At 59.6% G+C, this 23,654-nt stretch carries 24 protein-coding genes and 1 other RNA gene; 21 read left to right on the top strand and 4 right to left on the bottom strand.

Annotated elements, in window-relative coordinates; translation table 11 throughout:
• Positions 1–25 precede the first annotated feature (25 nt).
• The 7 genes from rplM to KGB03_RS29265 all read left to right on the top strand — a co-directional run bounded on the left by rplM (position 26) and on the right by KGB03_RS29265 (position 4,911).
• Positions 26–454, top strand: coding sequence for a 50S ribosomal protein L13 (rplM, locus tag KGB03_RS29295; protein ID WP_007905295.1), 429 nt, complete (start codon positions 26–28; stop codon positions 452–454).
• A gap of 14 nt (positions 455–468) precedes the next feature.
• Positions 469–861, top strand: a complete 393-nt coding sequence (rpsI, locus tag KGB03_RS29290; RefSeq protein ID WP_003216038.1) for a 30S ribosomal protein S9 — start codon at positions 469–471, stop codon at positions 859–861.
• 267 nt (positions 862–1,128) lie between these two features.
• Positions 1,129–1,722, top strand: coding sequence for a ubiquinol-cytochrome c reductase iron-sulfur subunit (petA, locus tag KGB03_RS29285; protein WP_008155973.1), 594 nt, complete (start codon positions 1,129–1,131; stop codon positions 1,720–1,722).
• A complete protein-coding gene (locus KGB03_RS29280) occupies positions 1,722–2,933 on the top strand; it encodes a cytochrome b (RefSeq protein WP_008155974.1) in 1,212 nt (403 codons plus the stop codon). The genes petA and KGB03_RS29280 overlap by 1 nt, the downstream gene beginning before the upstream one ends.
• On the top strand, positions 2,933–3,715 hold the full coding sequence (locus tag KGB03_RS29275) for a cytochrome c1 (RefSeq protein ID WP_111451310.1): 783 nt from the start codon (positions 2,933–2,935) through the stop codon (positions 3,713–3,715). Before KGB03_RS29280 ends, KGB03_RS29275 begins: the two co-directional genes overlap by 1 nt.
• Before the next feature lie 148 nt (positions 3,716–3,863).
• Positions 3,864–4,481, top strand: coding sequence for a glutathione S-transferase N-terminal domain-containing protein (locus tag KGB03_RS29270; RefSeq protein WP_008155978.1), 618 nt, complete (start codon positions 3,864–3,866; stop codon positions 4,479–4,481).
• A gap of 16 nt (positions 4,482–4,497) precedes the next feature.
• Complete coding sequence (locus KGB03_RS29265) at positions 4,498–4,911, top strand: ClpXP protease specificity-enhancing factor (protein WP_008155980.1); 414 nt, start codon at positions 4,498–4,500, stop codon at positions 4,909–4,911.
• 51 nt (positions 4,912–4,962) lie between these two features.
• Here the strand turns inward: KGB03_RS29265 and KGB03_RS29260 are convergent, their stop codons facing one another.
• The 4 genes from KGB03_RS29260 to KGB03_RS29245 all read right to left on the bottom strand — a co-directional run bounded on the left by KGB03_RS29260 (position 4,963) and on the right by KGB03_RS29245 (position 8,409).
• Entirely contained in the window at positions 4,963–5,541 is a 579-nt protein-coding gene (locus KGB03_RS29260) for a BON domain-containing protein (protein WP_008147477.1), read from the bottom strand.
• Entirely contained in the window at positions 5,538–6,131 is a 594-nt protein-coding gene (locus tag KGB03_RS29255; protein WP_192406234.1) for a phosphoheptose isomerase, read from the bottom strand. Before KGB03_RS29255 ends, KGB03_RS29260 begins: the two co-directional genes overlap by 4 nt.
• 104 nt (positions 6,132–6,235) lie before the next feature.
• A complete protein-coding gene (locus tag KGB03_RS29250; RefSeq protein ID WP_008147480.1) occupies positions 6,236–6,598 on the bottom strand; it encodes a YraN family protein in 363 nt (120 codons plus the stop codon).
• Positions 6,598–8,409: a penicillin-binding protein activator gene (locus KGB03_RS29245; protein WP_223530680.1), complete on the bottom strand. Its 1,812-nt coding sequence runs from the start codon at positions 8,407–8,409 to the stop codon at positions 6,598–6,600. Before KGB03_RS29245 ends, KGB03_RS29250 begins: the two co-directional genes overlap by 1 nt.
• A gap of 176 nt (positions 8,410–8,585) precedes the next feature.
• Here KGB03_RS29245 and rsmI point away from each other — a divergent pair, with 176 nt between their 5' ends.
• The 14 genes from rsmI to KGB03_RS29175 all read left to right on the top strand — a co-directional run bounded on the left by rsmI (position 8,586) and on the right by KGB03_RS29175 (position 23,654).
• Positions 8,586–9,491 (top strand): 16S rRNA (cytidine(1402)-2'-O)-methyltransferase, encoded by a 906-nt coding sequence (gene rsmI / locus KGB03_RS29240; RefSeq protein ID WP_201120586.1) that lies wholly within the window; start codon positions 8,586–8,588, stop codon positions 9,489–9,491.
• Positions 9,492–9,566: 75 nt separating this feature from the next.
• Positions 9,567–9,921: RNase P RNA component class A (gene rnpB, locus KGB03_RS29235), an RNA gene on the top strand.
• Between the two features lie 355 nt (positions 9,922–10,276).
• Positions 10,277–10,732, top strand: coding sequence for a division/cell wall cluster transcriptional repressor MraZ (gene mraZ / locus KGB03_RS29230; protein WP_008147486.1), 456 nt, complete (start codon positions 10,277–10,279; stop codon positions 10,730–10,732).
• Positions 10,729–11,676: a 16S rRNA (cytosine(1402)-N(4))-methyltransferase RsmH gene (gene rsmH / locus KGB03_RS29225; protein ID WP_074880092.1), complete on the top strand. Its 948-nt coding sequence runs from the start codon at positions 10,729–10,731 to the stop codon at positions 11,674–11,676. Before mraZ ends, rsmH begins: the two co-directional genes overlap by 4 nt.
• Positions 11,673–11,966 carry a cell division protein FtsL gene (gene ftsL, locus KGB03_RS29220; protein WP_033053422.1) on the top strand — a complete coding sequence of 98 codons (294 nt, stop codon included), beginning with the start codon at positions 11,673–11,675 and terminating at the stop codon, positions 11,964–11,966. Before rsmH ends, ftsL begins: the two co-directional genes overlap by 4 nt.
• Entirely contained in the window at positions 11,966–13,705 is a 1,740-nt protein-coding gene (locus KGB03_RS29215) for a peptidoglycan D,D-transpeptidase FtsI family protein (RefSeq protein WP_192407547.1), read from the top strand. Before ftsL ends, KGB03_RS29215 begins: the two co-directional genes overlap by 1 nt.
• Positions 13,705–15,168, top strand: a complete 1,464-nt coding sequence (locus tag KGB03_RS29210) for a UDP-N-acetylmuramoyl-L-alanyl-D-glutamate--2,6-diaminopimelate ligase (RefSeq protein WP_223530678.1) — start codon at positions 13,705–13,707, stop codon at positions 15,166–15,168. The genes KGB03_RS29215 and KGB03_RS29210 overlap by 1 nt, the downstream gene beginning before the upstream one ends.
• Positions 15,161–16,528, top strand: a complete 1,368-nt coding sequence (locus KGB03_RS29205; RefSeq protein ID WP_223530676.1) for a UDP-N-acetylmuramoyl-tripeptide--D-alanyl-D-alanine ligase — start codon at positions 15,161–15,163, stop codon at positions 16,526–16,528. Before KGB03_RS29210 ends, KGB03_RS29205 begins: the two co-directional genes overlap by 8 nt.
• Entirely contained in the window at positions 16,528–17,610 is a 1,083-nt protein-coding gene (mraY, locus tag KGB03_RS29200; RefSeq protein ID WP_046026697.1) for a phospho-N-acetylmuramoyl-pentapeptide-transferase, read from the top strand. The genes KGB03_RS29205 and mraY overlap by 1 nt, the downstream gene beginning before the upstream one ends.
• A gap of 5 nt (positions 17,611–17,615) precedes the next feature.
• Positions 17,616–18,962: a UDP-N-acetylmuramoyl-L-alanine--D-glutamate ligase gene (gene murD, locus KGB03_RS29195; RefSeq protein ID WP_223530674.1), complete on the top strand. Its 1,347-nt coding sequence runs from the start codon at positions 17,616–17,618 to the stop codon at positions 18,960–18,962.
• Positions 18,959–20,176 carry a putative lipid II flippase FtsW gene (gene ftsW / locus KGB03_RS29190; RefSeq protein ID WP_111451317.1) on the top strand — a complete coding sequence of 406 codons (1,218 nt, stop codon included), beginning with the start codon at positions 18,959–18,961 and terminating at the stop codon, positions 20,174–20,176. The genes murD and ftsW overlap by 4 nt, the downstream gene beginning before the upstream one ends.
• Positions 20,166–21,236 (top strand): undecaprenyldiphospho-muramoylpentapeptide beta-N-acetylglucosaminyltransferase, encoded by a 1,071-nt coding sequence (gene murG, locus KGB03_RS29185; protein ID WP_111451318.1) that lies wholly within the window; start codon positions 20,166–20,168, stop codon positions 21,234–21,236. The genes ftsW and murG overlap by 11 nt, the downstream gene beginning before the upstream one ends.
• Entirely contained in the window at positions 21,229–22,689 is a 1,461-nt protein-coding gene (gene murC, locus KGB03_RS29180) for a UDP-N-acetylmuramate--L-alanine ligase (RefSeq protein WP_218537973.1), read from the top strand. The genes murG and murC overlap by 8 nt, the downstream gene beginning before the upstream one ends.
• Positions 22,686–23,654, top strand: a complete 969-nt coding sequence (locus KGB03_RS29175; RefSeq protein ID WP_218537972.1) for a D-alanine--D-alanine ligase — start codon at positions 22,686–22,688, stop codon at positions 23,652–23,654. The genes murC and KGB03_RS29175 overlap by 4 nt, the downstream gene beginning before the upstream one ends.

Here is a 23,654-nt window from a genome sequence, read left to right as displayed (position 1 = left end):
AGGGCGGCCCCTGAGGCTATAAAGAATGAAAACTTTTACTGCTAAACCGGAAACAGTACAGCGCGACTGGTTTGTCGTCGACGCTGCAGGTCAGACCCTGGGTCGTCTGGCCACCGAAATCGCGAGCCGTCTGCGTGGCAAGCATAAAGCTGAGTACACTCCTCACGTTGACACCGGCGATTACATCGTCGTTATCAATGCCGAGCAGATTCGTGTAACCGGTGCTAAAACCACCGACAAAATCTACTACTCCCACTCCGGTTTCCCGGGCGGCATCAAGTCGATCAACTTCGAAAAGCTGATTGCTAAAGCCCCTGAGCGCGTGATCGAGACCGCGGTCAAAGGCATGCTGCCTAAGAACCCGCTGGGTCGCGACATGTATCGTAAGCTGAAAGTCTATGCGGGCGCTGTACACCCTCATACTGCTCAGCAGCCCCAAGAACTGAAGTTTTAACGGAATAGTTCATTATGTCGGCGACTCAAAATTACGGCACTGGCCGTCGCAAGACCGCAACCGCACGCGTTTTCCTGCGTCCGGGTACTGGTAACATCTCCATCAACAACCGCACCCTGGAAAATTTCTTCGGCCGCGAAACTGCCCGCATGGTAGTTCGTCAGCCGCTGGAACTGACTGAGACTGTCGAGAAATTCGACATCTACGTCACCGTGATCGGTGGTGGTGTAAGTGGTCAAGCTGGCGCAATCCGCCACGGTATCACTCGCGCACTGATGCAGTACGACGAAACCCTGCGTGGCGCTCTGCGCAAAGCTGGCTTCGTTACTCGCGATGCACGTGAAGTTGAACGTAAGAAAGTTGGTCTGCGTAAAGCGCGTAAGCGTCCGCAGTACTCGAAGCGTTAATTCGCTTTTACGTTCAAAAAGAACGCCCAGTTTCCTCGCGAAGCTGGGCGTTTTTTTATGGGCGCGATTTATCAAAGAATTGCTCTGTGACAACTTGCCACAGCCGTAGAAGCCCTATACTGCAAGGCTTGGCAGTGGAGCCCCTCGGTAATTACCTTGTCAGAATTGGGGCTTTTCATTACCATTCGGCAAAATTTTTATAAGTTCAGATTTTTACTTAGTAGACGCCTGATTTAACAGGCCACAAAGCTGATGGGAGAGGACTGAATGAGCAATGACGGCGTGAATGCAGGCCGGCGTCGCTTCTTGGTAGCAGCCACATCCGTGGTGGGTGCTGCAGGAGCGGTGGGGGCTGCGGTCCCGTTCGTGGGGTCATGGTTTCCCAGTGCCAAGGCGAAAGCCGCAGGTGCACCGGTGAAGGTGAATGTCAGCAAAATCGAGCCAGGCCAGCAGATGATTGCTGAGTGGCGCGGTCAGCCGGTGTTCATTGTCCGCCGTACCGGGGAAATCCTGGGGAATCTGAAAAAGATCGAGGGCCAGCTGTCTGACCCGACCTCCAAGAACTCGACACAACCGACTTACGTCGACCCGGAAACGCGTTCGATCAAGCCAGAGGTTCTGCTGCTGATCGGTATTTGTACGCACCTGGGTTGCTCGCCGACCTTCCGTCCAGAAGTGGCACCTGCGGATCTGGGCAAGGATTGGGTAGGTGGTTATTTCTGCCCTTGCCACGGTTCCCACTACGATCTGGCTGGCCGCGTCTACAAGTCGCAACCTGCGCCTTTGAACCTGCCAGTTCCCCCGCATTCCTATGAGACCGATGACATCATTGTCATTGGCGTCGATACGGAGAAAGCGTGATGAGCAAGTTCATGGATTGGGTTGATGCGCGCTTTCCCGCGACCAAAATGTGGGAAGACCATCTCAGCAAGTACTACGCCCCGAAGAACTTCAACTTCTTCTATTTCTTTGGTTCCCTCGCACTGCTCGTTCTGGTCAACCAGATCGTTACCGGTGTCTGGCTGACCATGAGCTACACCCCGTCGGCGGAAGAGGCGTTTGCATCCGTCGAATACATCATGCGCGATGTCGAGTACGGCTCGATCCTGCGTCTGCTGCACTCCACCGGCGCCTCGGCGTTCTTCATCGTGGTCTATCTGCACATGTTCCGTGGCTTGCTCTACGGTTCGTACCAGAAGCCGCGTGAGCTGGTGTGGGTCTTCGGCATGCTGATCTATCTGGCGCTGATGGCTGAAGCCTTCATGGGTTACCTGCTGCCGTGGGGGCAGATGTCCTACTGGGGTGCCCAGGTGATCATCTCGCTGTTCGGTGCGATCCCGGTCATCGGCAACGACCTGACTCAGTGGATCCGTGGTGACTACCTGATTTCCGGTATTACCCTGAACCGCTTCTTCGCCCTGCACGTTGTTGCCTTGCCGATCGTGATCCTCGGTCTGGTGGTGCTGCACGTTCTGGCGCTGCACGAAGTCGGTTCGAACAACCCGGACGGCGTGGACATCAAGAAATTCAAAGACGAAAACGGCGTACCGCTGGATGGCATTGCCTTCCACCCGTACTACACCGTGAAAGATATCGTCGGCGTGGTGGTGTTCCTGTTCATCTTCTGTTCGATCGTGTTCTTCTTCCCGGAAATGGGTGGTTACTTCCTCGAGAAGCCGAACTTTGAAGTGGCGAACGCCTTCAAGACACCAGAACACATCGCTCCGGTCTGGTACTTCACGCCGTTCTACGCGATTCTGCGGGCGATTCCGGACAAGCTCCTGGGCGTTATCGCCATGGGTGCGGCCATTGCTGTGCTGTTCGTCCTGCCATGGCTCGATCGTAGCCCGGTCAAGTCGATGCGCTACAAGGGTTGGCTGAGCAAGATCTGGCTTTGGGTGTTCTGCATCTCGTTCGTGATCCTGGGCGTGCTGGGCGTATTGGCCCCAACCCCCGAGCGGACGTTGCTGTCGCAGGTATGTACCTTCCTGTACTTCGCCTACTTCATTCTGATGCCGTTCTACACCAGGCTCGAGAAGACAAAACCGGTTCCGGAAAGGGTGACTGGCTGATGAAAAAGCTATTTGCTGTACTGATTCTTGCTGCTTTGCCTGTGCTGTCCTTCGCGGCCGAACACGGTGGTCCTGAGCTCGAAAAGGTCGATATCGACGTTTCCGACAAGGCTGCCATGCAGGATGGTGCGCGTACATTCGCGAACTACTGCATGGGCTGTCACAGCGCCAAGTTCCAGCGTTACGAACGTGTTGCCGATGACTTGGGCATTCCGCACGACCTGATGCTCTCGAAGCTGGTGTTCACCGGCGCCAAGATCGGCGACCACATGAGCATCGGCATGCAGCCGGCTGACGCCAAGACCTGGTTCGGTGCGGCGCCGCCCGACCTGACCCTGGTCGCCCGCGTTCGTGGCACTGACTGGCTCTACGGTTACCTGAAATCTTTCTACGAAGACCCATCGCGTCCTTGGGGCGTGAACAACAAGGTATTCCCGAACGTCGGGATGCCTAACGTTCTGGTCGGCCTGCAGGGTCGTCAGGTGGTAGGCTGTAAACAAGTTCAAATCGTCGATGACGGCAAGAAGCAATACGATCCGCTGACCGGCACGGCTTTGACGCATGAAGCCTGCGACCAGCTGACCATACTGCCGAAAACCGGCACGCTGAACGAAGAGCAGTTCGACGAGAAGGTCAAGAATCTGGTGACCTTCCTGGCCTACTCGGCCAACCCGGTGAAGCTGCAGCATCAGCGCATCGGTACCTATGTGTTGCTGTACCTGGCGTTCTTCTTCGTATTCGCATACTTGCTCAAGCGTGAATACTGGAAAGACGTCCATTGATATTGCTGTAAAATTGCTGTCAATCGCGCGCGCCCAAGGGCGTCTCTGAAGGTGTAACGAGCCTGGTGATCCAGGCGTTACGAGAGGCGCTCTCTGGGCGCGCGCGTTTTTCCGTTTCCGATAATTTCAACAAGCGAGGAGGACCGCCATGGGCGTGACCAATCGGTTGGCCTGTTACTCCGACCCCGCCGACCACTATTCCCACCGAGTGCGTATCGTACTTGCAGAGAAGGGTGTCAGCGCCGAGATCATTTACGTGGAAGCTGGTCGCCAGCCGCCTAAACTGATTGAAGTGAACCCTTACGGCAGCTTGCCCACCCTGGTCGATCGTGACCTGGCGTTGTGGGAGTCGACCGTGGTGATGGAATATCTGGATGAGCGTTACCCGCACCCGCCTTTACTGCCGGTTTATCCAGTGGCGCGTGCCAACAGCCGTCTGCTGATTCATCGTATTCAGCGTGACTGGTGTGGTCTGGTGGATCTGATCCTGGATTCCCGGTCCAAGGAAGCAGCCCGTGTCGTGGCTCGTAAAGAGCTGCGCGAAAGCCTGACTGGCGTGTCGCCGTTGTTCGCCGACAAGCCGTTTTTCCTCAGTGAGGAACAAAGTCTGGTGGATTGCTGCCTATTGCCAATACTCTGGCGATTGCCGATTCTGGGTATTGAACTGCCGCGGCCTGCCAAGCCGCTGCTTGATTATATGGAGCGCTCGTTTGCGCGTGAGGCTTTCCAGGCGAGTCTGTCTGGTGTCGAACGCGATATGCGCTAAGGCTTAAGGAGCCGCTATGAACTCCAGTCGACCTTATCTGGTCCGCGCGCTCTACGAGTGGATTGTGGACAACGATTGCACCCCGCACATGCTGGTCAATTCCGAGTATCCGTCGGTGCAGGTGCCTCAGGGTTTTGCCAGTGACGGACAGATTGTCCTGAACGTATCGCCGGCAGCCGTGCGTCATTTGCACATGGACAACGAAGCGGTCAGCTTCGAAGGGCGTTTCGGTGGCGTGCCACACACCCTGTACGTGCCTATCGCATCGATCCTGGGTATTTACGCCCGGGAGAACGGTCAGGGCATGGTGTTCGATCTGGAATCGCCTATGGAAGACGAGGAAGAGATCGAGCCGGATGACGATATTCCGCCACCCGACAGTGAGCCGCCGCGTCCCAGCGGTCGACCCAGTTTGAAAGTGGTGAAGTAATAAAAAAGGCGATCCGAAAGGATCGCCTTTTTTGTGCCTGCGTGTTGCGTGTCAGTCGATGTATTCGAACAGTTTCACAATCTTCTGCACGCCGGAAACACCCTGCACCAAATTGGTGGCTTGGGCAGCTTCCTGTTTGGTCAGCAGACCCAGTAGGTAGACGATGCCGTTCTCGGTGACAACCTTGATGCGCGAGCCCGGAATGTTCGGGTCGGTGAGCATCTGGGTCTTGATCTTGGAAGTGAGCCAGGTGTCGTTCTGGCGGGCAAGGAAGCCGGAAGGTGGCAGGACTTGCAGTTCGTTATGGACTGTCTTCACGCGCTGAACAGCCGCAGCGGCCTGTTCGGCCTTGGCCTTGAGGTCGGCACGCGGAGTTTGCCCGGCAAGCAGCACGACGCCATTGAAGCTGGTGACGACGATGTGCGAGTCGTTATCCAGGGCTGGATCGGCCTTGGCAATGTTCACGCCGACCTTGGTGTCGATCAGAGAGTCGTCGATCTTGCTGCCGAAGGTGCGGGTGCCGCGGTCATCTTCAATCGGTGCTTCACGGCTGGCGTTAACCACCGAGGTGCAGCCGCTGATGCCGAGGCACAGTGTCAAGGCCAGAAGGCCTAGGCGATTAGGGGTCATTCTTCACTCCCGAACAGTTGGCTGTCGATCAAATCGCAAAGGCAATGGATCGTCAGCAGGTGGACTTCCTGAATACGTGCGGTGACGTTGGCCGGTACGCGAATCTCGACGTCCTCGGGCAATAGCAGCGACGCCATGCCGCCGCCATCGCGACCGGTCAATGCTACGACAACCATTTCGCGATCATGTGCGGCCTGGATCGCTTGAATAATGTTTGCCGAGTTGCCGCTGGTGGAAATCGCCAGCAATACGTCACCCGGCTGGCCAAGGGCGCGGATCTGTTTGGAGAAGATTTCGTTGTAGCTGTAGTCGTTGGCGATCGAGGTGATCGTCGAGCTGTCGGTGGTCAGCGCAATCGCTGGCAGGCTCGGACGTTCACGCTCGAAACGGTTGAGCAGCTCGGACGAGAAGTGCTGGGCATCACCGGCAGAGCCGCCGTTGCCGCAGGACAGCATTTTGCCTTCGTTGAGCAGGGCGTTGACCATCACCTGGCTGGCTTGCTCGATGTGCGGTGCAAGTACGTCCATCGCCATTTGCTTGGTATCGATACTGGCCTGAAAAAGCTGGCGAATTCGGGATTGCATGTCCATCTGTGTGACCTTAATTAGCGCGGCTACTCGGCACATGAATGTGCAGCCCGCAAAGCAAAGAGCAAAAGTGTTGGGTGAAAGTGTCCGGTTCGGGGCGCACGCGATCAGCTGTCGAAGGCATTCTGCAACCAGTTCAACTGATCGAGGTTGCTGTCGATGGCAACCACGTCGAAACGGCAAGGGGAATTGGCCCAACGCGACTCGCGCTGAAGAAAATATTGCGCGGCAATTATCAGTTTCTGCCGTTTGCGCTCATCGATGCTACCGAGCGCGCCACCCCATTGAGTGTTTTTTCTGTAGCGGACTTCAACGAATACTACTGTATCGCCATCAAGCATGACCAGATCAAGCTCGCCGCGTTTACACAACCAGTTCTGCGCCAGCAGGCGCAGACCTTGTTGTTGAAGATGCTCGAGCGCATGGCGCTCGGCATCTTTGCCGCTTTGCTGGCGTGATCGGTCGGGCATCAGTGCGGGGTGTCCGGCAGGCGTTGAACCTGGCCGCTGACGAACTGTGCCCACGGCAACTGGCGGACCACGCGTTGGTTCTGAGTCATGCCCAGGCTGCCCGATTGACCTTCGATGCGGCTGTCCGGCAGAGCCTTGAGTTGCCCCAGGCGTGGTGCCAGGCGATAGGCGTCAACACCCATCGCGTACAGACGGCCCAGGCTGCCAGCAGCTTGCGGCCACTGAGCGGTTACTTGCTTGCGCAGTGGATCGTTAGCCTCCAGCAACCATGGGGTTTCGCAGAAGCGAATGCCGTTCATGTCGTTGTACTGGTTCACATCGCCGCTGGCGCTGAACACGTGGGAAGTGGCATAAACCGGCACGTCGCCGGCGTACTGGAAGTTCAGGGTCGGCTTGATCTGCTGGGCTTGCTGAGGCGTTGCAGCCAGGAAGATGAACTCGATGTCCTGGCGACGCGAAGGCTGGGCGGCGATCTGTCCGCCAACGGTGCTTTGCAGGCTCTTGGCACGACCTTCGCTCTGACGCAGCTGGAACATATCGGCGATCTGCTGGGCCAGTTGAACCGGTTGGTCGACGCGTTCGGTAGCGACGATGCTGCCACCGTTAGCCTGCCAATCCTGGCTGAACGCTTTCAAGACGCGATCGCCCCATTCGCCTTTCGGCACCATGATGGCTGCGCGATGCAGGCCATCGGCGCGAGCGCGGCGGGACACTTCGCGGGCTTCGTCTTCAGCCGCAAGACCGAACTGGAACAGTTGGGCCGGACCTTGTGCGCCTTCGCTGTAATTCAGTGCCAGGGTGGTGATCGGCAGTTGCGGGCGAGCGCTGAGCTGTTTGACCAGCGGTTTCTCCAGTGGGCCGATGACCAGTTGCACGCCGTCGGCCTGAGCCTTGCGATAGAACTCGTCGAGGGACGTCAGGCGCGAGCTGTCATAGAACTCGATCGCTGGCGGCTTCTGCCCGGCTTGTTGGGCCTGGTAGTGAGCAGCCATGAAACCTTCACGCAGTGCTTTGCCAACCGATGCCAGCGGGCCGTCTTGTGGCAGCAGCAGGGCGATTTTGCTCAGGGGCTGGCTGGCCAGTTCCTTGAGTTTGGTCAGTGGCAGCGGCAATTGAATGGCGGCCGGGTGCTTTGGATTCTGTGCGCGCCAGTTGTCGATCGCGGCTTGCTGCTGTTCCAGGGTGCCGGCAGTTTTCACCGCCAGTGCCAGGCCCATCCAGCCGCCGAGGTCGTCGGTGGTGCTCGGCTGCAATTGATCAGTCGGCAGCGAGGCGATCAGGGTCCAGATCGCTTCGTGGTTTTTGCTGGCGGCTTCACCTTCAAGCATTGGTGCGATGAAGATGCGCTCCCGTGCGGCGGCCAGCGTCTGGCCATCGGCTTCAAGGGCGCGGGCATGAACAGTGCCGGTGCGAACCTGTTGCTCAACCGGCAGTTCACTCAGGCGTTGCAGGCTCGGATGACTCAAGGCTGTCAGCGCCGCTTTGGGCTGATTGCGAACCATGGCCAGTTCAGCCGCCAGGGTGCTGGCGAACACCTGTTGGCCAGGCTTGAGGGTTTCGACCGGGACTTGTTGCAGGATTTGCGCGGACTGGCCGGCATTCCCCTGACGATAGGCCAGGTCTGCCGCGCTCAGGCGCAACAGGGAGGCTTTTTCCGGGTCTTTGCTTTGAGCGGCCTGTGCGAGCAGTTGCTCGATACTGGCATCCGGGGTCCGTGGAAGTTCGCCAAGGCTGGAGGAGGGCGAGCTGGCGCAAGCCGCCAGCAAGGCAGCAAGGCAGAGGGCAGTGAACAGCCGCAGGCAAGCGATCATGTAGTGTTCCTGATACTCGATCAAATTAGCGTGGAATTGTACCCAAGCACTGGCCGGGGCGCGATGTTACTGGTGTGAATCGATCAATTTAGCTCGTGCAAATGTTGCGGCACTGCACAAAAGGCTGCAAAACCGAGGGTTGCTTGCGCGTATCGCGAACGTCACGACGCGCTACAATGGCGGCTTTTACCGATCATGAGGTGTGCGCTTTGACTGCTCCAGGTGCTTTGAATTCCGCTGCTGGCTCGCTTTATGTGGTGGCGACGCCCATCGGCAACCTGGACGACATCAGTGCGCGTGCGCTGAAAATCCTGCGCGACGTCGCCCTGATCGCCGCCGAAGATACCCGTCACTCCCAGCGATTGATGCAACATTTCGGCATTCCTACGCCGCTGGCGGCCTGCCATGAACACAATGAGCGGGATGAAGGTAGCCGCTTTATCACGCGTTTGCTTGCCGGCGACGATGTGGCGCTGATTTCAGATGCCGGCACGCCGTTGATTTCCGATCCGGGTTATCACCTGGTGCGCCAGGCCCGTGCGGCGGGGATCAATGTGGTGCCGGTCCCGGGCGCCTGCGCGTTGATCGCCGCGTTGTCGGCGGCGGGTCTGCCATCGGACCGTTTCATCTTCGAAGGCTTCCTGCCGGCCAAGGCAGTCGGTCGGCGCGCCCGTCTTGAGTTGGTAAAGGAAGAACCGCGCACGCTGATTTTTTATGAGGCCCCGCACCGGATCCTTGAGTGCCTTCAAGACATGGAGTTGGTGTTTGGTGGTGAGCGTCCGGCGTTGCTGGCGCGCGAGCTGACCAAGACTTTCGAAACCCTTAAAGGCTTGCCTCTGGCTGAGTTGCGCGAGTTCGTCGAGTCAGACAGCAATCAGCAGCGCGGCGAGTGCGTGGTGTTGGTGGCGGGTTGGTCTGCCCCCGAGACCGAGGACGCCGTCAGCAGTGAAGCGATGCGCATTCTGAATCTGTTGCTTGAAGAAATGCCGCTCAAGCGAGCCGCAGCGTTGGCGGCGCAAATTACCGGCGAGCGCAAGAATGTGCTCTATCAGGTTGCGCTGGATAAACAGAAGGGCGAGTAGAAACCGACGTGCAGGCGCAGCCCAAGGCGTTTAGCGCTTGTCCTTCGGCTGCTCTGCCGTTAATCTTCGCGGCGGAGAGTCGATCGGACAGTCGCTGCCCTCTATGAAAATTAGGGGGGGGAGGAAAGTCCGGGCTCCATAGGGCGAAGTGCCAGGTAATGCCTGGGAGGCGTGAGCCTACGGAAAGTGCCACAGAAAATAACCGCCTAAGCGCTTCGGCGCCGGTAAGGGTGAAAAGGTGCGGTAAGAGCGCACCGCACGTCTGGCAACAGTTCGTGGCTTAGGTAAACCCCACTTGGAGCAAGACCAAATAGGGTCCCAAGGCGTGGCCCGCGCTGGGACCGGGTAGGTTGCTAAAGATGTCCAGTGATGGCCATCGTAGACGAATGACTGTTCAAGACAGAACCCGGCTTACAGATCGACTCTCCACCTTTTTCCCCTCCCTGCTTTAATGATTGAGCAGGGCGCCTGTAGTAGCAATTCCCCTCCTTACAGAATCAACAGCAGAAGCACTTTCCTAATACCGAAAAAATCTTACTCTTAACAAATTACTTTAACTTTCGAACGCAGCCTTCAGTGCTGATTCAAGTTATTGAACAGAACGACACGTCAGATTCTCGCTGCCCCTCCTTTTGCGCTCCTAAATCTCAGTTCTGTAAGGCTTTTCCTTTAATCCGCGCCTTGACGGTGCGGTGGCCGCATTCCTATAGTGTGCGCAAGTGGCGGAAAGTGGCATGAAGTGGGTTTTTTGAGCTCAAAACGCTAATATTTGGAGAAACGCTGACGTGTTTCGCGGAGCTAACGCTATCAGTCTCGACGCAAAGGGCCGTCTCGCTATGCCGAGCCGGTACCGTGACGAGCTCGTTTCGCGTAGTTCCGGTCAGTTAATCGTCACAATTGATGCCGTTGATCCGTGTTTGTGTGTTTACCCCCTCGATGAGTGGGAAATTATTGAAACCAAACTGCGCGCACTGCCTTCGCTTCGCGAAGAGAACCGCCGCCTGCAACGTTTACTGATTGGTAATGCCGTCGACCTCGAGCTCGATGGCAGTGGTCGTTTTCTGGTCCCACCGCGTCTTCGTGAATATGCCAAGTTGGATAAGCGCGCGATGTTGGTAGGCCAACTGAACAAGTTCCAATTGTGGGACGAGGATGCCTGGGATGCGGTTTCTGCCGCTGACCTGGCTGCCATTCAACAACCGGGCGCCATGCCTGATGAACTGCGTGATTTGATCCTGTGACTATTGATAGCGGCTTTAACCACATCACCGTACTGCTTGACGAAGCCGTGGAGGCTCTCGCCGTACGTCCTGATGGCTGCTATCTGGACGGTACGTTCGGGCGCGGCGGACACAGCCGGTTGATCCTCAGCCAGCTCGGCCCCGAGGGTCGGGTACTCGGGTTCGACAAAGATCCTCAAGCGATTGCCACCGGGCAAACGCTAGCGGCCGAAGACGGCCGCTTTGTCGTTGTACAGCGCAGCTTTGCCGAGCTCGGTTCGGAAGTCGCCGAACGTGGTCTGGCCGGCAAGGTCAGCGGCGTTTTGCTCGACCTCGGCGTGTCCTCGCCGCAGCTCGACGACCCTGAGCGCGGCTTCAGTTTTCTCAACGATGGCCCGCTGGACATGCGCATGGACCCGTCCCGCGGGATCAGCGCTGCCGAATTCGTCAATACCGCCCCGGTGGAAGAAATCGCCCGGGTGTTCAAGCAATACGGCGAAGAACGTTTCTCCGGCCGGATGGCCCGTGCCGTGGCCGAGCGTCGCGACATCAAGCCGTTCGAGCGCACTGCCGATCTGGCTGAAGTCCTGAAAGTCGCCAACCCTGCATGGGAAAAGGGCAAAAACCCGGCGACCCGTGCGTTCCAGGGCCTGCGAATTCACGTCAACAACGAACTGGGTGATCTGGAAGCCGGCCTCGAAGCCGCACTGGAATGCCTGGAAGTCGGTGGCCGCCTGGTGGTCATCAGCTTCCACTCGCTGGAAGACCGCATCGTCAAACTGTTCATGCGCAAACTGGTGAAAGGCGAAGCCGACAACTTGCCGCGCAACCTGCCGGTACGTCACGTCGCCTTCGAACCAATAATCAAAATCCATGGCAAAGCGCAGTCCGCCTCCGAGGCCGAACTCAAAGCCAACCCACGTTCCCGTAGCGCCGTCATGCGCGTCGCGGAGAAGCTGCGGTGAGCAAGCTTTTCGCCAAGCCACTTCCCGGCGGAAGCTTTTTCATGTTTCTGCTGTTTATTGGCGTGCTCGTGTCGGCCATCGGCGTTTCCTATAGCGCCCACTGGAACCGTCAACTGTTGAACTCCCTGTACAACGAGTTGAGCGTGCGCGACAAGGCGCAAGCGGAGTGGGGCCGTTTGATTCTCGAACAGAGCACCTGGACCGCCCACAGCCGTATCGAAGTCCTGGCGACCGAGCAACTGAAGATGCGCATTCCAGGCGCAGCTGAAGTGCAGATGGTGGCGCCATGATGAAACTCGAGGGCGCACTCTTTCCATGGCGGTTCCGCCTGGTGCTGGGTTTGCTCGGCGTCATGGTCGCGGCGATTTCCTGGCGCATTATCGATCTGCAGGTGGTCGACCGTGCCTTTCTTAAAGGTCAGGGTGATGCGCGCAGCGTTCGTCATATCCCGATTCCGGCTCACCGTGGTCTGATCACCGACCGTAACGGCGAGCCTTTGGCCGTGAGTACCCCGGTCACCACCCTTTGGGCCAATGCCAAGGAAATGCAAACGGCCAAAGAGAAGTGGCCTGCACTGGCGGCTGCCTTGGGGCAGGACCCGAAAGCCCTGGCCGAACGTCTCGAGGCGCAAGCCAACAAAGAATTCATCTACCTGGTGCGCGGGCTGACCCCCGAGCAGGGCCAGTCCGTGCTCGACCTGAAAGTGCCGGGCGTTTATGGCATCGAAGAATTTCGTCGTTTCTACCCGGCCGGTGAAGTCACTGCCCATATGGTCGGTTTTACCGACATCGATGATCACGGTCGTGAAGGCGTCGAGCTGGCCTACGACGAATGGCTGGCCGGGGTCCCTGGCAAGCGGCAGGTGATCAAGGATCGGCGTGGCCGACTTATCAAGGATGTTCAGGTCACCAAAAACGCCAAGGCCGGAAAGCCCTTGGCGTTGTCCATTGACCTGCGTCTGCAATACCTGGCCAACCGTGAACTGCGTAACGCGATCATCGAGAACGGCGCCAAGGCCGGCAGCCTGGTGATCATGGACGTGAAGAGCGGCGAGATCCTCGCCATGGTCAACCAGCCGACCTACAACCCGAACAACCGTCGCAACCTGCAACCGGCGATGATGCGTAACCGCGCCATGATCGACGTGTTCGAACCGGGTTCGACCATGAAAGCGATTTCCATGAGCGCCGCCATTGAAACCGGGCGCTGGAAGCCGACCGATACCGTTGAGGTTTATCCAGGCACCTTGCAGATTGGTAAATACACCATCAAGGACGTCTCCAAATCCGAAGGCCCGGTGCTCGACCTGACTGGCATCCTGATCAACTCCAGTAACGTCGGCATGAGTAAGGTCGCCTTCGATATCGGCGGCGAAACGATTTTCCGTCTGGCGCAAAAAGTCGGTCTCGGCCAGGACACCGGCCTGGGCTTCCCAGGCGAGCGCGTCGGCAACCTGCCGAACTACCGCGAATGGCGCAAGGCTGAAACCGCCACGCTGTCGTACGGCTACGGTATTTCCGTGACCGCGATCCAGTTGGTCCACGCCTTCTCGGCCCTGGCCAACAACGGTCGCCTCGCGCCGCTGACCCTGATCAAAACGGACAAGGCGCCGCAAACCACGCAGGTATTGCCGGAAGCTGTCGCGAAGACCATGCAAACCATGCTGCAACAAGTGATCGAAGCCCCGCGCGGTGTATTCCGTGCGCAAGTGCCGGCGTATCACGTGGGCGGCAAGTCGGGTACCGCACGTAAAACGTCGGTCGGCACCAAAGGCTACGCCGAGAACTCCTACCGTTCGCTGTTCGCCGGCTTCGGCCCGATGAACGATCCGCGCTACGCCATTGTGGTGGTGATCGATGAGCCGACCAAGGCCGGTTACTTCGGTGGTCTGGTATCGGCCCCGGTGTTCAGCAAAGTGATGTCCGGGACCTTGCGCCTGATGAACATCACCCCGGATAACCTGCCACCTACTCAACAAGCGAACGCAGCACCGGTCGTTCCGCTGAAAGCCAATGGAGGGCGAGGCTGATGTCTCTGAGTCTGAACAAGATTTTCGCCCACGCCGGCCGCGATCTGTTGATCCGCGAACTGACCCTGGACAGCCGCAACGTGCGGGCTGGCGATCTGTTTCTCGCCGTCCCTGGCGGCAAGTTCGACGGACGCGCGCACATCGCCGACGCCCTGCAACGCGGCGCTGCCGCTGTGGCGTATGAAGTCGAAGGCGCGACCGTATTGCCGATTACCGATGTTCCGCTGATTCCGGTCAAAGGCCTGGCGGCGCAGCTGTCGGACATCGCCGGGCGTTTTTACGGTGACCCTAGTCGCCACCTGAACCTGATCGGCGTGACCGGCACCAATGGCAAAACCAGCGTGACGCAGTTGGTTGCGCAAGCCATGGATTTGCTCGGCCAGCACTGCGGCATCGTCGGCACGTTGGGCACCGGTTTTTACGGCGCGCTCGAAAGCGGCTTGCACACCACGCCGAACCCGATTGCCGTGCAGGCAACCCTCGCCGACCTGAAAAAGGCCGGTGCCAAAGCCGTCGCCATGGAAGTTTCTTCCCACGGTCTGGATCAGGGACGCGTGACCGCACTGGCGTTCGATGTGGCGGTGATGACCAACCTGTCCCGCGATCATCTGGATTACCACGGCACCATGCAAGCCTACGGCGAAGCCAAGGCCAAGCTGTTTACCTGGAACGATTTGAAGTGCCGGGTGGTTAACCTCGACGACGAATTCGGCCGCCAACTGGCTGCGGACAAACTCGAGTCGCGCCTGATCACCTACAGCCTGGAAGACTCCAGTGCCTACCTTTATTGCCGTGAAGCACAGTTCGATGACGAAGGCGTGCGCGCCACGCTGGTCACGCCGCAGGGTGAGCATCACTTGCGCAGCACCTTGCTCGGTCGTTTCAACCTGAGCAACGTGCTGGCCGCGGTCGGCGCCTTGCTGGGCCTGGACTACGCGCTGGACGAAATCCTCAACGTGCTGCCAAAACTCGAAGGCCCGGCGGGACGCATGCAGCGCCTCGGCGGCGGTACTCAGCCGCTGGTCGTGGTCGATTACGCCCACACTCCGGATGCGCTGGAAAAAGTCTTGATGGCCCTGCGTCCTCACGCCAAAGGCCGTTTGCTGTGCCTGTTCGGTTGCGGTGGTGATCGCGATCGCGGCAAACGTCCGCTCATGGCTGAAGTGGTCGAGCGTCTGGCTGACGGCGTGCTGGTGACCGATGACAACCCGCGCACCGAAGATCCGGCAGTGATCTTCGACGACATCCGCGCCGGTTTTACCGCTGTGGATAAAGTCACCTTCGTCGCCGGCCGTGGCCAGGCGATTGCCCAATTGATCGCCAGCGCTTCGGCGGATGACGTGATTGTCCTGGCCGGTAAAGGTCACGAGGACTATCAGGAAATCAACGGCCAGCGCCACGCTTTCTCCGATCTGGTCGAGGCCGATCACGCCTTGACCACGTGGGAGGTGGCCCATGCTTAAAGCCTTGAAACTGAGCGAACTGACCGGCGCGCTGAATGCCCGCCTGGTCACTGCCGATGCCAGCTTCGACGGCGTCAGCATCGACAGCCGCGCGATCAAACCAGGCCAACTCTTTATTGCCCTGACCGGCCCGCGTTTCGATGGTCACGACTATCTCAATGACGTAGCGGCAAAAGGCGCCGTAGCGGCGTTGGTCGAGCGCGAAGTCGCCGACAGCGCACTGCCGCAATTGCTGGTCAAAGATACGCGTCAGGCGCTGGGGCAACTCGGCGCGTTGAATCGTGCGGCTTACATCCATCCTGTCGCAGCGATCACCGGTTCCAGCGGCAAGACCACGGTCAAGGAAATGCTCGCCAGCATCCTGCGCACGCGCGGTCCGGTGTTGGCGACCCGCGGCAACCTGAACAATGACCTCGGCGTTCCGCTGACCCTGCTCGAGCTCGCACCGGAACATACCGCAGCGGTGATCGAACTGGGTGCTTCGCGTCTCGGCGAAATTGCCTACACCGTCGGCATGACCAAGCCCCATGTGGCCGTGCTCAACAACGCCGGGACCGCCCACGTCGGCGAGTTCGGCGGGCCGGAAAAAATCGTTGAAGCCAAGGGCGAGATTATTGAAGGGCTGGATGCCGATGGCGTCGCCGTTCTCAATCTTGACGACAAGGCATTCGACATCTGGAAGACCCGCGCTGCCGGTCGCAAAGTGCTGACCTTCGCCCTGAGCAATGTCAGTGCCGATTTCTACGCCAGCGATCTGGACCGCGACGCGCGCGGTTGCCCGGCGTTCAACCTGCACAGTCCTGAAGGTATGGAGCGCGTTCAACTGAACCTGCTCGGCACCCATAACGTTGCCAATGCCCTGGCCGCCGCCGCCGCTGCCCATGCGCTGGGCGTGTCGCTGTTCGGCATCGCCACCGGTCTGGGCGCGGTGCAACCGGTCAAGGGCCGCACCGTCGCGCAACTGGCCAGCAATGGCATGCGTGTGATCGATGACACGTATAACGCGAACCCCACCTCCATGTGCGCCGCCGTTGATATACTCGCCGGCTTTTCCGGCCGCACCGTTCTGGTGCTCGGGGATATCGGCGAGTTGGGCGATTGGGCGGAGCAGGGGCACCGCGATGTGGGCGAGTACGCCCGTGGCAAGGTTTCCGCGCTCTACGCTGTCGGGCCAATGATGGCTCACGCCGTGAACGCTTTCGGTCCACAGGCCTTTCACTTCAGCACTCAGGCTGAACTGATCAAGGCCCTGGGCGCCGAGCAAGACACAAACACCACCATTTTGATCAAGGGCTCGCGCAGCGCCGCGATGGAAAACATCGTCGCCGCTTTGTGCGGGACCAGCCTGGAGAAACATTAATGCTGCTGCTGCTAGCGGAGTATCTGCAACAGTTCTACAAAGGCTTCGCGGTCTTTCAGTACCTGACCCTGCGCGGGATTCTCGGTGTGCTGACCGCGTTGGTTTTGTCGCTGTGCTACGGCCCGTGGATGATCCGCACGTTACAGAACCGTCAGATCGGTCAATCCGTTCGCAACGACGGTCCACAATCGCACCTGTCCAAGTCCGGCACCCCGACCATGGGCGGCGCGCTGATCCTGTCGTCCATCGGCGTCAGTACTTTGCTGTGGGCTGACCTGAGCAACCGTTATGTCTGGACCGTGCTGCTGGTGACTTTGCTGTTCGGCGCGATCGGCTGGGTCGACGATTACCGCAAAGTGATCGAGAAGAACTCCCGTGGCCTTCCGAGCCGCTGGAAGTACTTCTGGCAGTCGGTGTTCGGCCTGGGCGCGGCGATCTTCCTTTATATGACCGCGGCAACACCGGTAGAAACCACCCTGATCCTGCCGATGCTCAAGGACTACAGCATTCCTCTGGGCGCGGGCTTCATCGTCCTGACTTACTTCGTGATCGTTGGCTCGAGCAACGCGGTCAACCTGACCGACGGCCTCGACGGTCTGGCGATCATGCCCACCGTAATGGTTGGCGGCGGGTTGGGGATCTTCTGCTACCTGTCGGGTAACGTGAAATTCGCTGAATACCTGCTGATCCCGTATGTACCGGGCGCAGGCGAGTTGATTGTGTTCTGCGGCGCCTTGATCGGTGCGGGCCTCGGGTTCCTCTGGTTCAACACCTATCCGGCTCAGGTGTTCATGGGCGACGTCGGCGCACTGGCGCTGGGCGCTGCACTGGGCACCATCGCGGTGATCGTCCGTCAGGAAATCGTCCTGTTCATCATGGGCGGCGTGTTCGTGATGGAGACCCTGTCAGTCGTCATTCAGGTGGCGTCCTTTAAGCTCACCGGTCGCCGTGTGTTCCGCATGGCACCGATTCACCACCACTTTGAACTCAAGGGCTGGCCCGAGCCACGCGTGATCGTCCGTTTCTGGATCATCACCGTGATTCTCGTGCTGGTTGGCCTTGCCACCCTGAAGCTGAGGTAGAACGAGTGTCTCTGATCGCTTCTGACCACTTCCGCATCGTTGTCGGCCTCGGCAAGAGCGGCATGTCCCTGGTTCGCTTCCTGGCGAACCGGGGCACGTCGTTTGCTGTCGCCGACACGCGGGAAAATCCACCGGAACTGGCCACGCTCAAGCGTGACTATCCGCACGTGGAAGTGCGTTGTGGCGAGCTGGACGTCGAATTCCTGTGCCGCGCCGACGAGCTCTACGTGAGCCCCGGCCTGGCGCTGGCGACCCCGGCCCTGCAGGCTGCCGCCGCCCGTGGCGTGAAATTGTCCGGTGACATCGAGCTGTTCGCACGTAACGCGAAGGCGCCGATCGTCGCCATCAGTGGTTCCAACGCAAAAAGCACCGTCACCACACTGGTCGGCGAGATGGCTGCGGCGGCCGGCAAGCGAGTCGCCGTTGGCGGCAACCTCGGTACGCCGGCACTGGACCTGCTCAGCGACGACGTCGAGCTGTACGTGATGGAACTGTCGAGCTTCCAGCTCGAAACCACCGATCAACTCAACGCCGAAGTGGCGACCGTGCTCAACGTCAGCGAAGACCACATGGACCGCTATAGCGGTCTGCCGGCTTATCACCTGGCCAAGCACCGGATCTTCCGGGGGGCCAAGCAGTTTGTGGTCAACCGCCAGGATGCCCTGAGCCGTCCGCTGATTGGCGAAGGTCAGCCATGCTGGACCTTCGGTTTGAGCAAACCTGATTTCAAGGCATTCGGTATCCGCGAAGAAGACGGCGAGAAGTACCTGGCCTTCGAATTCCAGAACCTGATGCCGGTGCGCGAGTTGAAAATTCGCGGCGCCCACAACCAGTCCAATGCCCTGGCGGCATTGGCCCTGGGCCACGCCGTCGGCCTGCCGTTCGACGCCATGCTGTCGAGCCTGCGTACCTTCGCCGGGCTTGAGCATCGCTGCCAGTGGGTCCGTGACCTGAATGGCGTGAGCTACTACAACGATTCCAAAGCCACCAACGTCGGCGCCGCACTGGCTGCCATCGAAGGCCTGGGCGCGGACATTGACGGCAAACTCCTGCTGATCGCCGGTGGCGACGGCAAGGGGGCCGAGTTCAAGGACTTGCGTGATCCGGTGGCGGCCAACTGCCGCGCCGTGGTGCTGATGGGGCGTGACGCCGAGCTGATCGCTCAGGCCATCGGCGATGCCGTGCCACTGATTCGCGTCAACTCGCTGATCGAAGCGGTCGAGCAATGCCGCGCCATCGCAGAGACGGGCGACGCCGTGTTGTTGTCGCCGGCCTGCGCCAGTTTCGACATGTTCAAGAATTACGAAGACCGTGGTCACCAGTTCGTCCGCGCTGTGGAGGATCTGGTATGAGCCTGAGAAACATCATCAAGCCGTACCCGTCGCCGATCATCACCGGGCGCGGCATCGACCTCGACTTCCCGATGCTCGCCGGCTGCCTGGCATTGATCGGCCTCGGGCTGGTCATGATTGCATCGGCCTCGACCGAAGTGGCGGCTGTGCAGTCAGGCAGCGCCCTGTACTACATGATCCGCCACCTTATCTACATCGTGCTGGGGCTGGGCGCCTGCGTCGTCACCATGATGATTCCGATCGCCACCTGGCAACGCCTGGGCTGGCTGATGCTGATTGGTGCGTTCGGTTTGCTGGTGATGGTGATCATCCCGGGGATCGGCCGTGAAGTGAACGGTTCGATGCGCTGGATCGGCTTCAGTTTCTTCAACGTTCAGCCGTCGGAAATCGCCAAGGTATTTGTCGTTATTTACCTTGCCGGTTACCTGGTGCGTCGCCAGAAAGAAGTGCGTGAAAGCTGGATGGGCTTCTTCAAGCCGTTCATCGTTCTGCTGCCAATGGCGGGTCTGTTGCTGATGGAGCCGGACTTCGGTGCCACCGTCGTGATGATGGGGGCTGCTGCTGCGATGCTGTTCCTTGGCGGGGTCGGCCTGTTCCGTTTTTCCTTGATGGTTGTCCTGGCGGTCGCAGCGGTGGTGTTGCTGATTCAAGTGCAGCCGTATCGAATGGCGCGCCTGACCAACTTTGCGGATCCGTGGGCCGACCAGTTCGGTGCCGGCTATCAGTTGTCTCAAGCGTTGATCGCTTTTGGTCGCGGCGAATGGCTGGGCGTTGGCCTGGGCAACAGCGTGCAGAAACAGTTCTACCTGCCGGAAGCCCACACCGACTTCGTGTTCTCGGTCCTGGCCGAAGAACTGGGTGCCGTCGGTTCTTTATGCACGGTAGCGCTGTTCGTCTTTGTCTGTATTCGTGGCATGTACATCGGTTATTGGGCCGAGAAGGCCAAGCAGTTTTTCGCCGCCTACATCGCGTACGGCTTGTCGTTCCTGTGGATTGGTCAGTTCCTGATCAACATCGGGGTGAACGTCGGTCTGCTGCCAACCAAAGGTCTGACCCTGCCGTTCCTCAGTTACGGCGGTAGCTCGTTGGTGATCTGCTGTGCCTGTCTCGGCTTGTTGCTGCGCATTGAATGGGAAAGTCGAACCCACTTGGGCAGCGAAGAGATGGAATTCCATGAGAGCGACTTCGCCGAGGAGCCGACCCATGGGCGCTAACGTATTGATCATGGCGGGCGGCACCGGTGGCCACGTGTTCCCGGCGCTGGCGTGTGCTCGGGAATTCCAGGCCCGTGGTTACACCGTGCATTGGCTCGGGACACCGCGCGGCATCGAGAACGATCTGGTTCCGGTGGCCGGCATCGAACTGCATCGGATCAATGCCAGCGGATTGCGTGGCAAGGGCAAATTGTCCCTGCTCAAGGCGCCGTTCATGTTGCTCAAGTCGATCTGGCAGGCGCGGGCGATCATTCGTCAGCTGCGGCCGGTGTGTGTCGTCGGCTTTGGTGGTTTTGTGACCGGTCCTGGTGGCGTTGCCGCCAAACTGGCCGGTGTGCCGGTGATCGTTCACGAGCAGAACGCCGTGGCCGGTACCGCCAATCGGTTGCTGGTGCCGTTGGCCGCCCGAGTCTGTGAAGCGTTCCCCGACACCTTTACCCTGTCGGGCAGCCGTCGGACCACCGGTAACCCGGTGCGCACCGAGCTGTTCCTCGAAACACCGCGACAGGCTCTGGCCGGTCGCAAGGCGCGTTTGCTGATCCTGGGTGGAAGCCTGGGCGCAGAACCGTTGAACAAGTTGCTGCCTGAAGCCCTGTCGCAAGTCGCCCCCGACCTGCGCCCGGAAGTGTTTCATCAGGCCGGCAAAAACCACGATGAAGTGACTGCAGAGCGCTATCGCGCGGCTGGCGTCGAGGCGCAAGTGCAGCCTTTCATCAAAGACATGGCCCAAGCCTATGGCTGGGCCGACCTGGTGGTGTGCCGCGCAGGCGCGTTGACCATCAGTGAACTGGCCGCCGCCGGTCTGCCCTCGATGCTGGTGCCTTTGCCCCATGCGATCGACGATCACCAGACCCGCAACGCCGATTATTTGGCCCGTGAAGGCGCTGCCTTCCTGATGCCGCAAAGAACGACTGGCGCAGCGGATCTTGCCGCACGCCTGACAGAGGTCCTGATGCAACCACAACGACTCACCGCCATGGCCACCGCGGCACGCCGCCTGGCCAAACCCGATGCAACCCGTAACGTGGTCGATACCTGCCTGGAGGTGGCCCATGGTTGAGAATCAGAAAGCCATGCCGCAACCGGAAATGCGCCGCATCCGTCGCATCCACTTCGTCGGGATCGGCGGCGTGGGCATGTGCGGCATTGCCGAAGTGTTGTTGAACCTGGGCTATGAAGTGTCCGGTTCCGACCTGAAAGCTTCGCCGGTGACCGAGCGTCTCGAGTCCTTCGGTGCCCAGATCTTTATCGGCCACCGCGCCGAGAACGCTGCGAACGCCGATGTGCTGGTCACCTCCAGTGCCGTGAACACGTCCAACCCGGAAGTCGCCACGGCCCTGGAGCGCCGCATTCCGGTGGTGCCTCGCGCTGAAATGCTGGCTGAGCTGATGCGCTACCGTCACGGCATCGCCGTTGCCGGTACCCATGGCAAAACCACCACCACCAGCCTGATCGCTTCGGTGTTTGCCGCCGGTGGCCTGGACCCGACATTCGTGATCGGTGGCCGTCTGAATGCCGCGGGCACCAATGCCCAGCTTGGCACCAGCCGTTACCTGATCGCTGAAGCTGACGAAAGCGACGCCAGCTTCCTGCACTTGCAGCCGCTGGTGGCCGTGGTCACCAACATCGACGCCGACCACATGGCGACCTACGACGGTGACTTCAACAAACTGAAGAAAACCTTCGTCGAGTTCCTCCACAACCTGCCGTTCTACGGTCTGGCGGTGGTGTGCCTGGACGATCCGGTGGTGCGTGAAATCCTGCCGCTGGTGAAACGTCCGACGGTCACTTATGGCTTCGGCGACGACTGCGACGTGCGCGCGATCAATGTGCGTCAGCAGGGCATGCAGACCTTCTTCACCGTGCTGCGTCCTGATCGCGATCCGCTGGATGTCTCGGTGAACATGCCGGGCAACCACAACGTGTTGAACGCACTGGCAACCATCTGCATCGCCACCGATGAAGGCGTCAGCGATGAAGCCATCGTCCAGGGCCTGTCCGGGTTCCAGGGTGTCGGCCGACGCTTCCAGGTCTACGGCGAACTGCCGGTAGACGGTGGCAGCGTGATGCTGGTCGACGACTACGGTCACCACCCGACCGAAGTCGCCGCGGTCATCAAAGCCGTGCGCGGTGGCTGGCCGGAGCGCCGTCTGGTGATGGTCTACCAGCCGCACCGTTACAGCCGCACCCGTGACCTGTACGACGATTTCGTCAATGTATTGGCCGACGCCAACGTCCTGCTGCTGATGGAAGTCTACCCGGCCGGTGAAGAACCGATCCCGGGCGCTGACAGCCGCAAGTTGTGCAACAGCATCCGTCAGCGCGGTCAGCTCGACCCGATCTATATCGAGCGCGGTGTTGACCTCGCGCCGGTGGTCAAGCCGCTGCTGCGTGCTGGCGACATCCTGCTGTGTCAGGGCGCCGGTGACATCGGTGGTCTTGCACCGAAACTGTTGAAAAGTCCGTTGTTCGCAGGCGCCGTTGCTGCGCCGACTGTGGGGAAGTTGAAATGACTGCTGCTTACGCCAACCTCGTCTCCACGATTGCGCCGAAAGATTTCGGCCGCGTCGCCGTGCTCTTCGGCGGCAAGAGTGCCGAGCGTGAGGTTTCCCTGAAGTCGGGTAACGCGGTTCTCGACGCGCTGCTAAGCGCCGGTGTGGACGCGTTTGGTCTCGACGTAGGCGATGATCTTTTGCAGCGTCTGCTGAACGAAAAAATCGATCGCGCCTTCATCATCCTCCACGGTCGTGGCGGTGAAGACGGCAGCATGCAGGGCCTGCTGGAATGCCTGGGTATTCCGTACACCGGCAGCGGCATTCTTGCTTCCGCGCTGGCCATGGACAAGCTGCGGACCAAACAGGTCTGGCACAGCCTGGGTATTCCGACGCCACGCCATGCGGTACTGAGCAGCGAGGCCGATTGTATTTCGGCGGCGACGGAACTGGGCTTCCCTTTGATCGTCAAACCGGCCCATGAAGGTTCAAGTATCGGGATGGCCAAAGTGACCTCCGCGTCGGAGTTGATCGACGCGTGGAAAGCGGCCAGTACCTACGATTCGCAAGTGTTGGTCGAGCAATGGATTCAAGGTCCGGAGTTCACCATCGCCACCCTGCGTGACCAGGTGTTGCCACCGATTGCCCTGGGCACGACGCACAGCTTCTACGACTACGACGCCAAGTACGTGGCTTCCGATACCCAGTACCGGATTCCGTGTGGCCTGGACAGCAACAAAGAAAAAGAACTGATGGACCTCACGGCAAAAGCCTGTGAGGCGCTGGGTATCGCCGGTTGGGGCCGGGCTGACGTGATGCAGGACGCCGACGGGCAGTTCTGGTTCCTGGAAGTCAATACCGCACCGGGCATGACCGATCACAGTCTGGTGCCGATGGCGGCCCGTGCTGCCGGTCTGGATTTCCAGCAACTGGTTCTGGCGATTCTGGCCGCCAGCATTGCCGGCAACAACGAGCCGCGAGGTTAG

Source organism: Pseudomonas sp. BF-B-26 (assembly GCF_019956495.1).
In the GTDB taxonomy this organism is placed as follows: domain Bacteria; phylum Pseudomonadota; class Gammaproteobacteria; order Pseudomonadales; family Pseudomonadaceae; genus Aquipseudomonas.
Note: the sequence above shows the minus strand (reverse complement) of the source record. Positions and strands in the feature narration are given on the sequence as shown.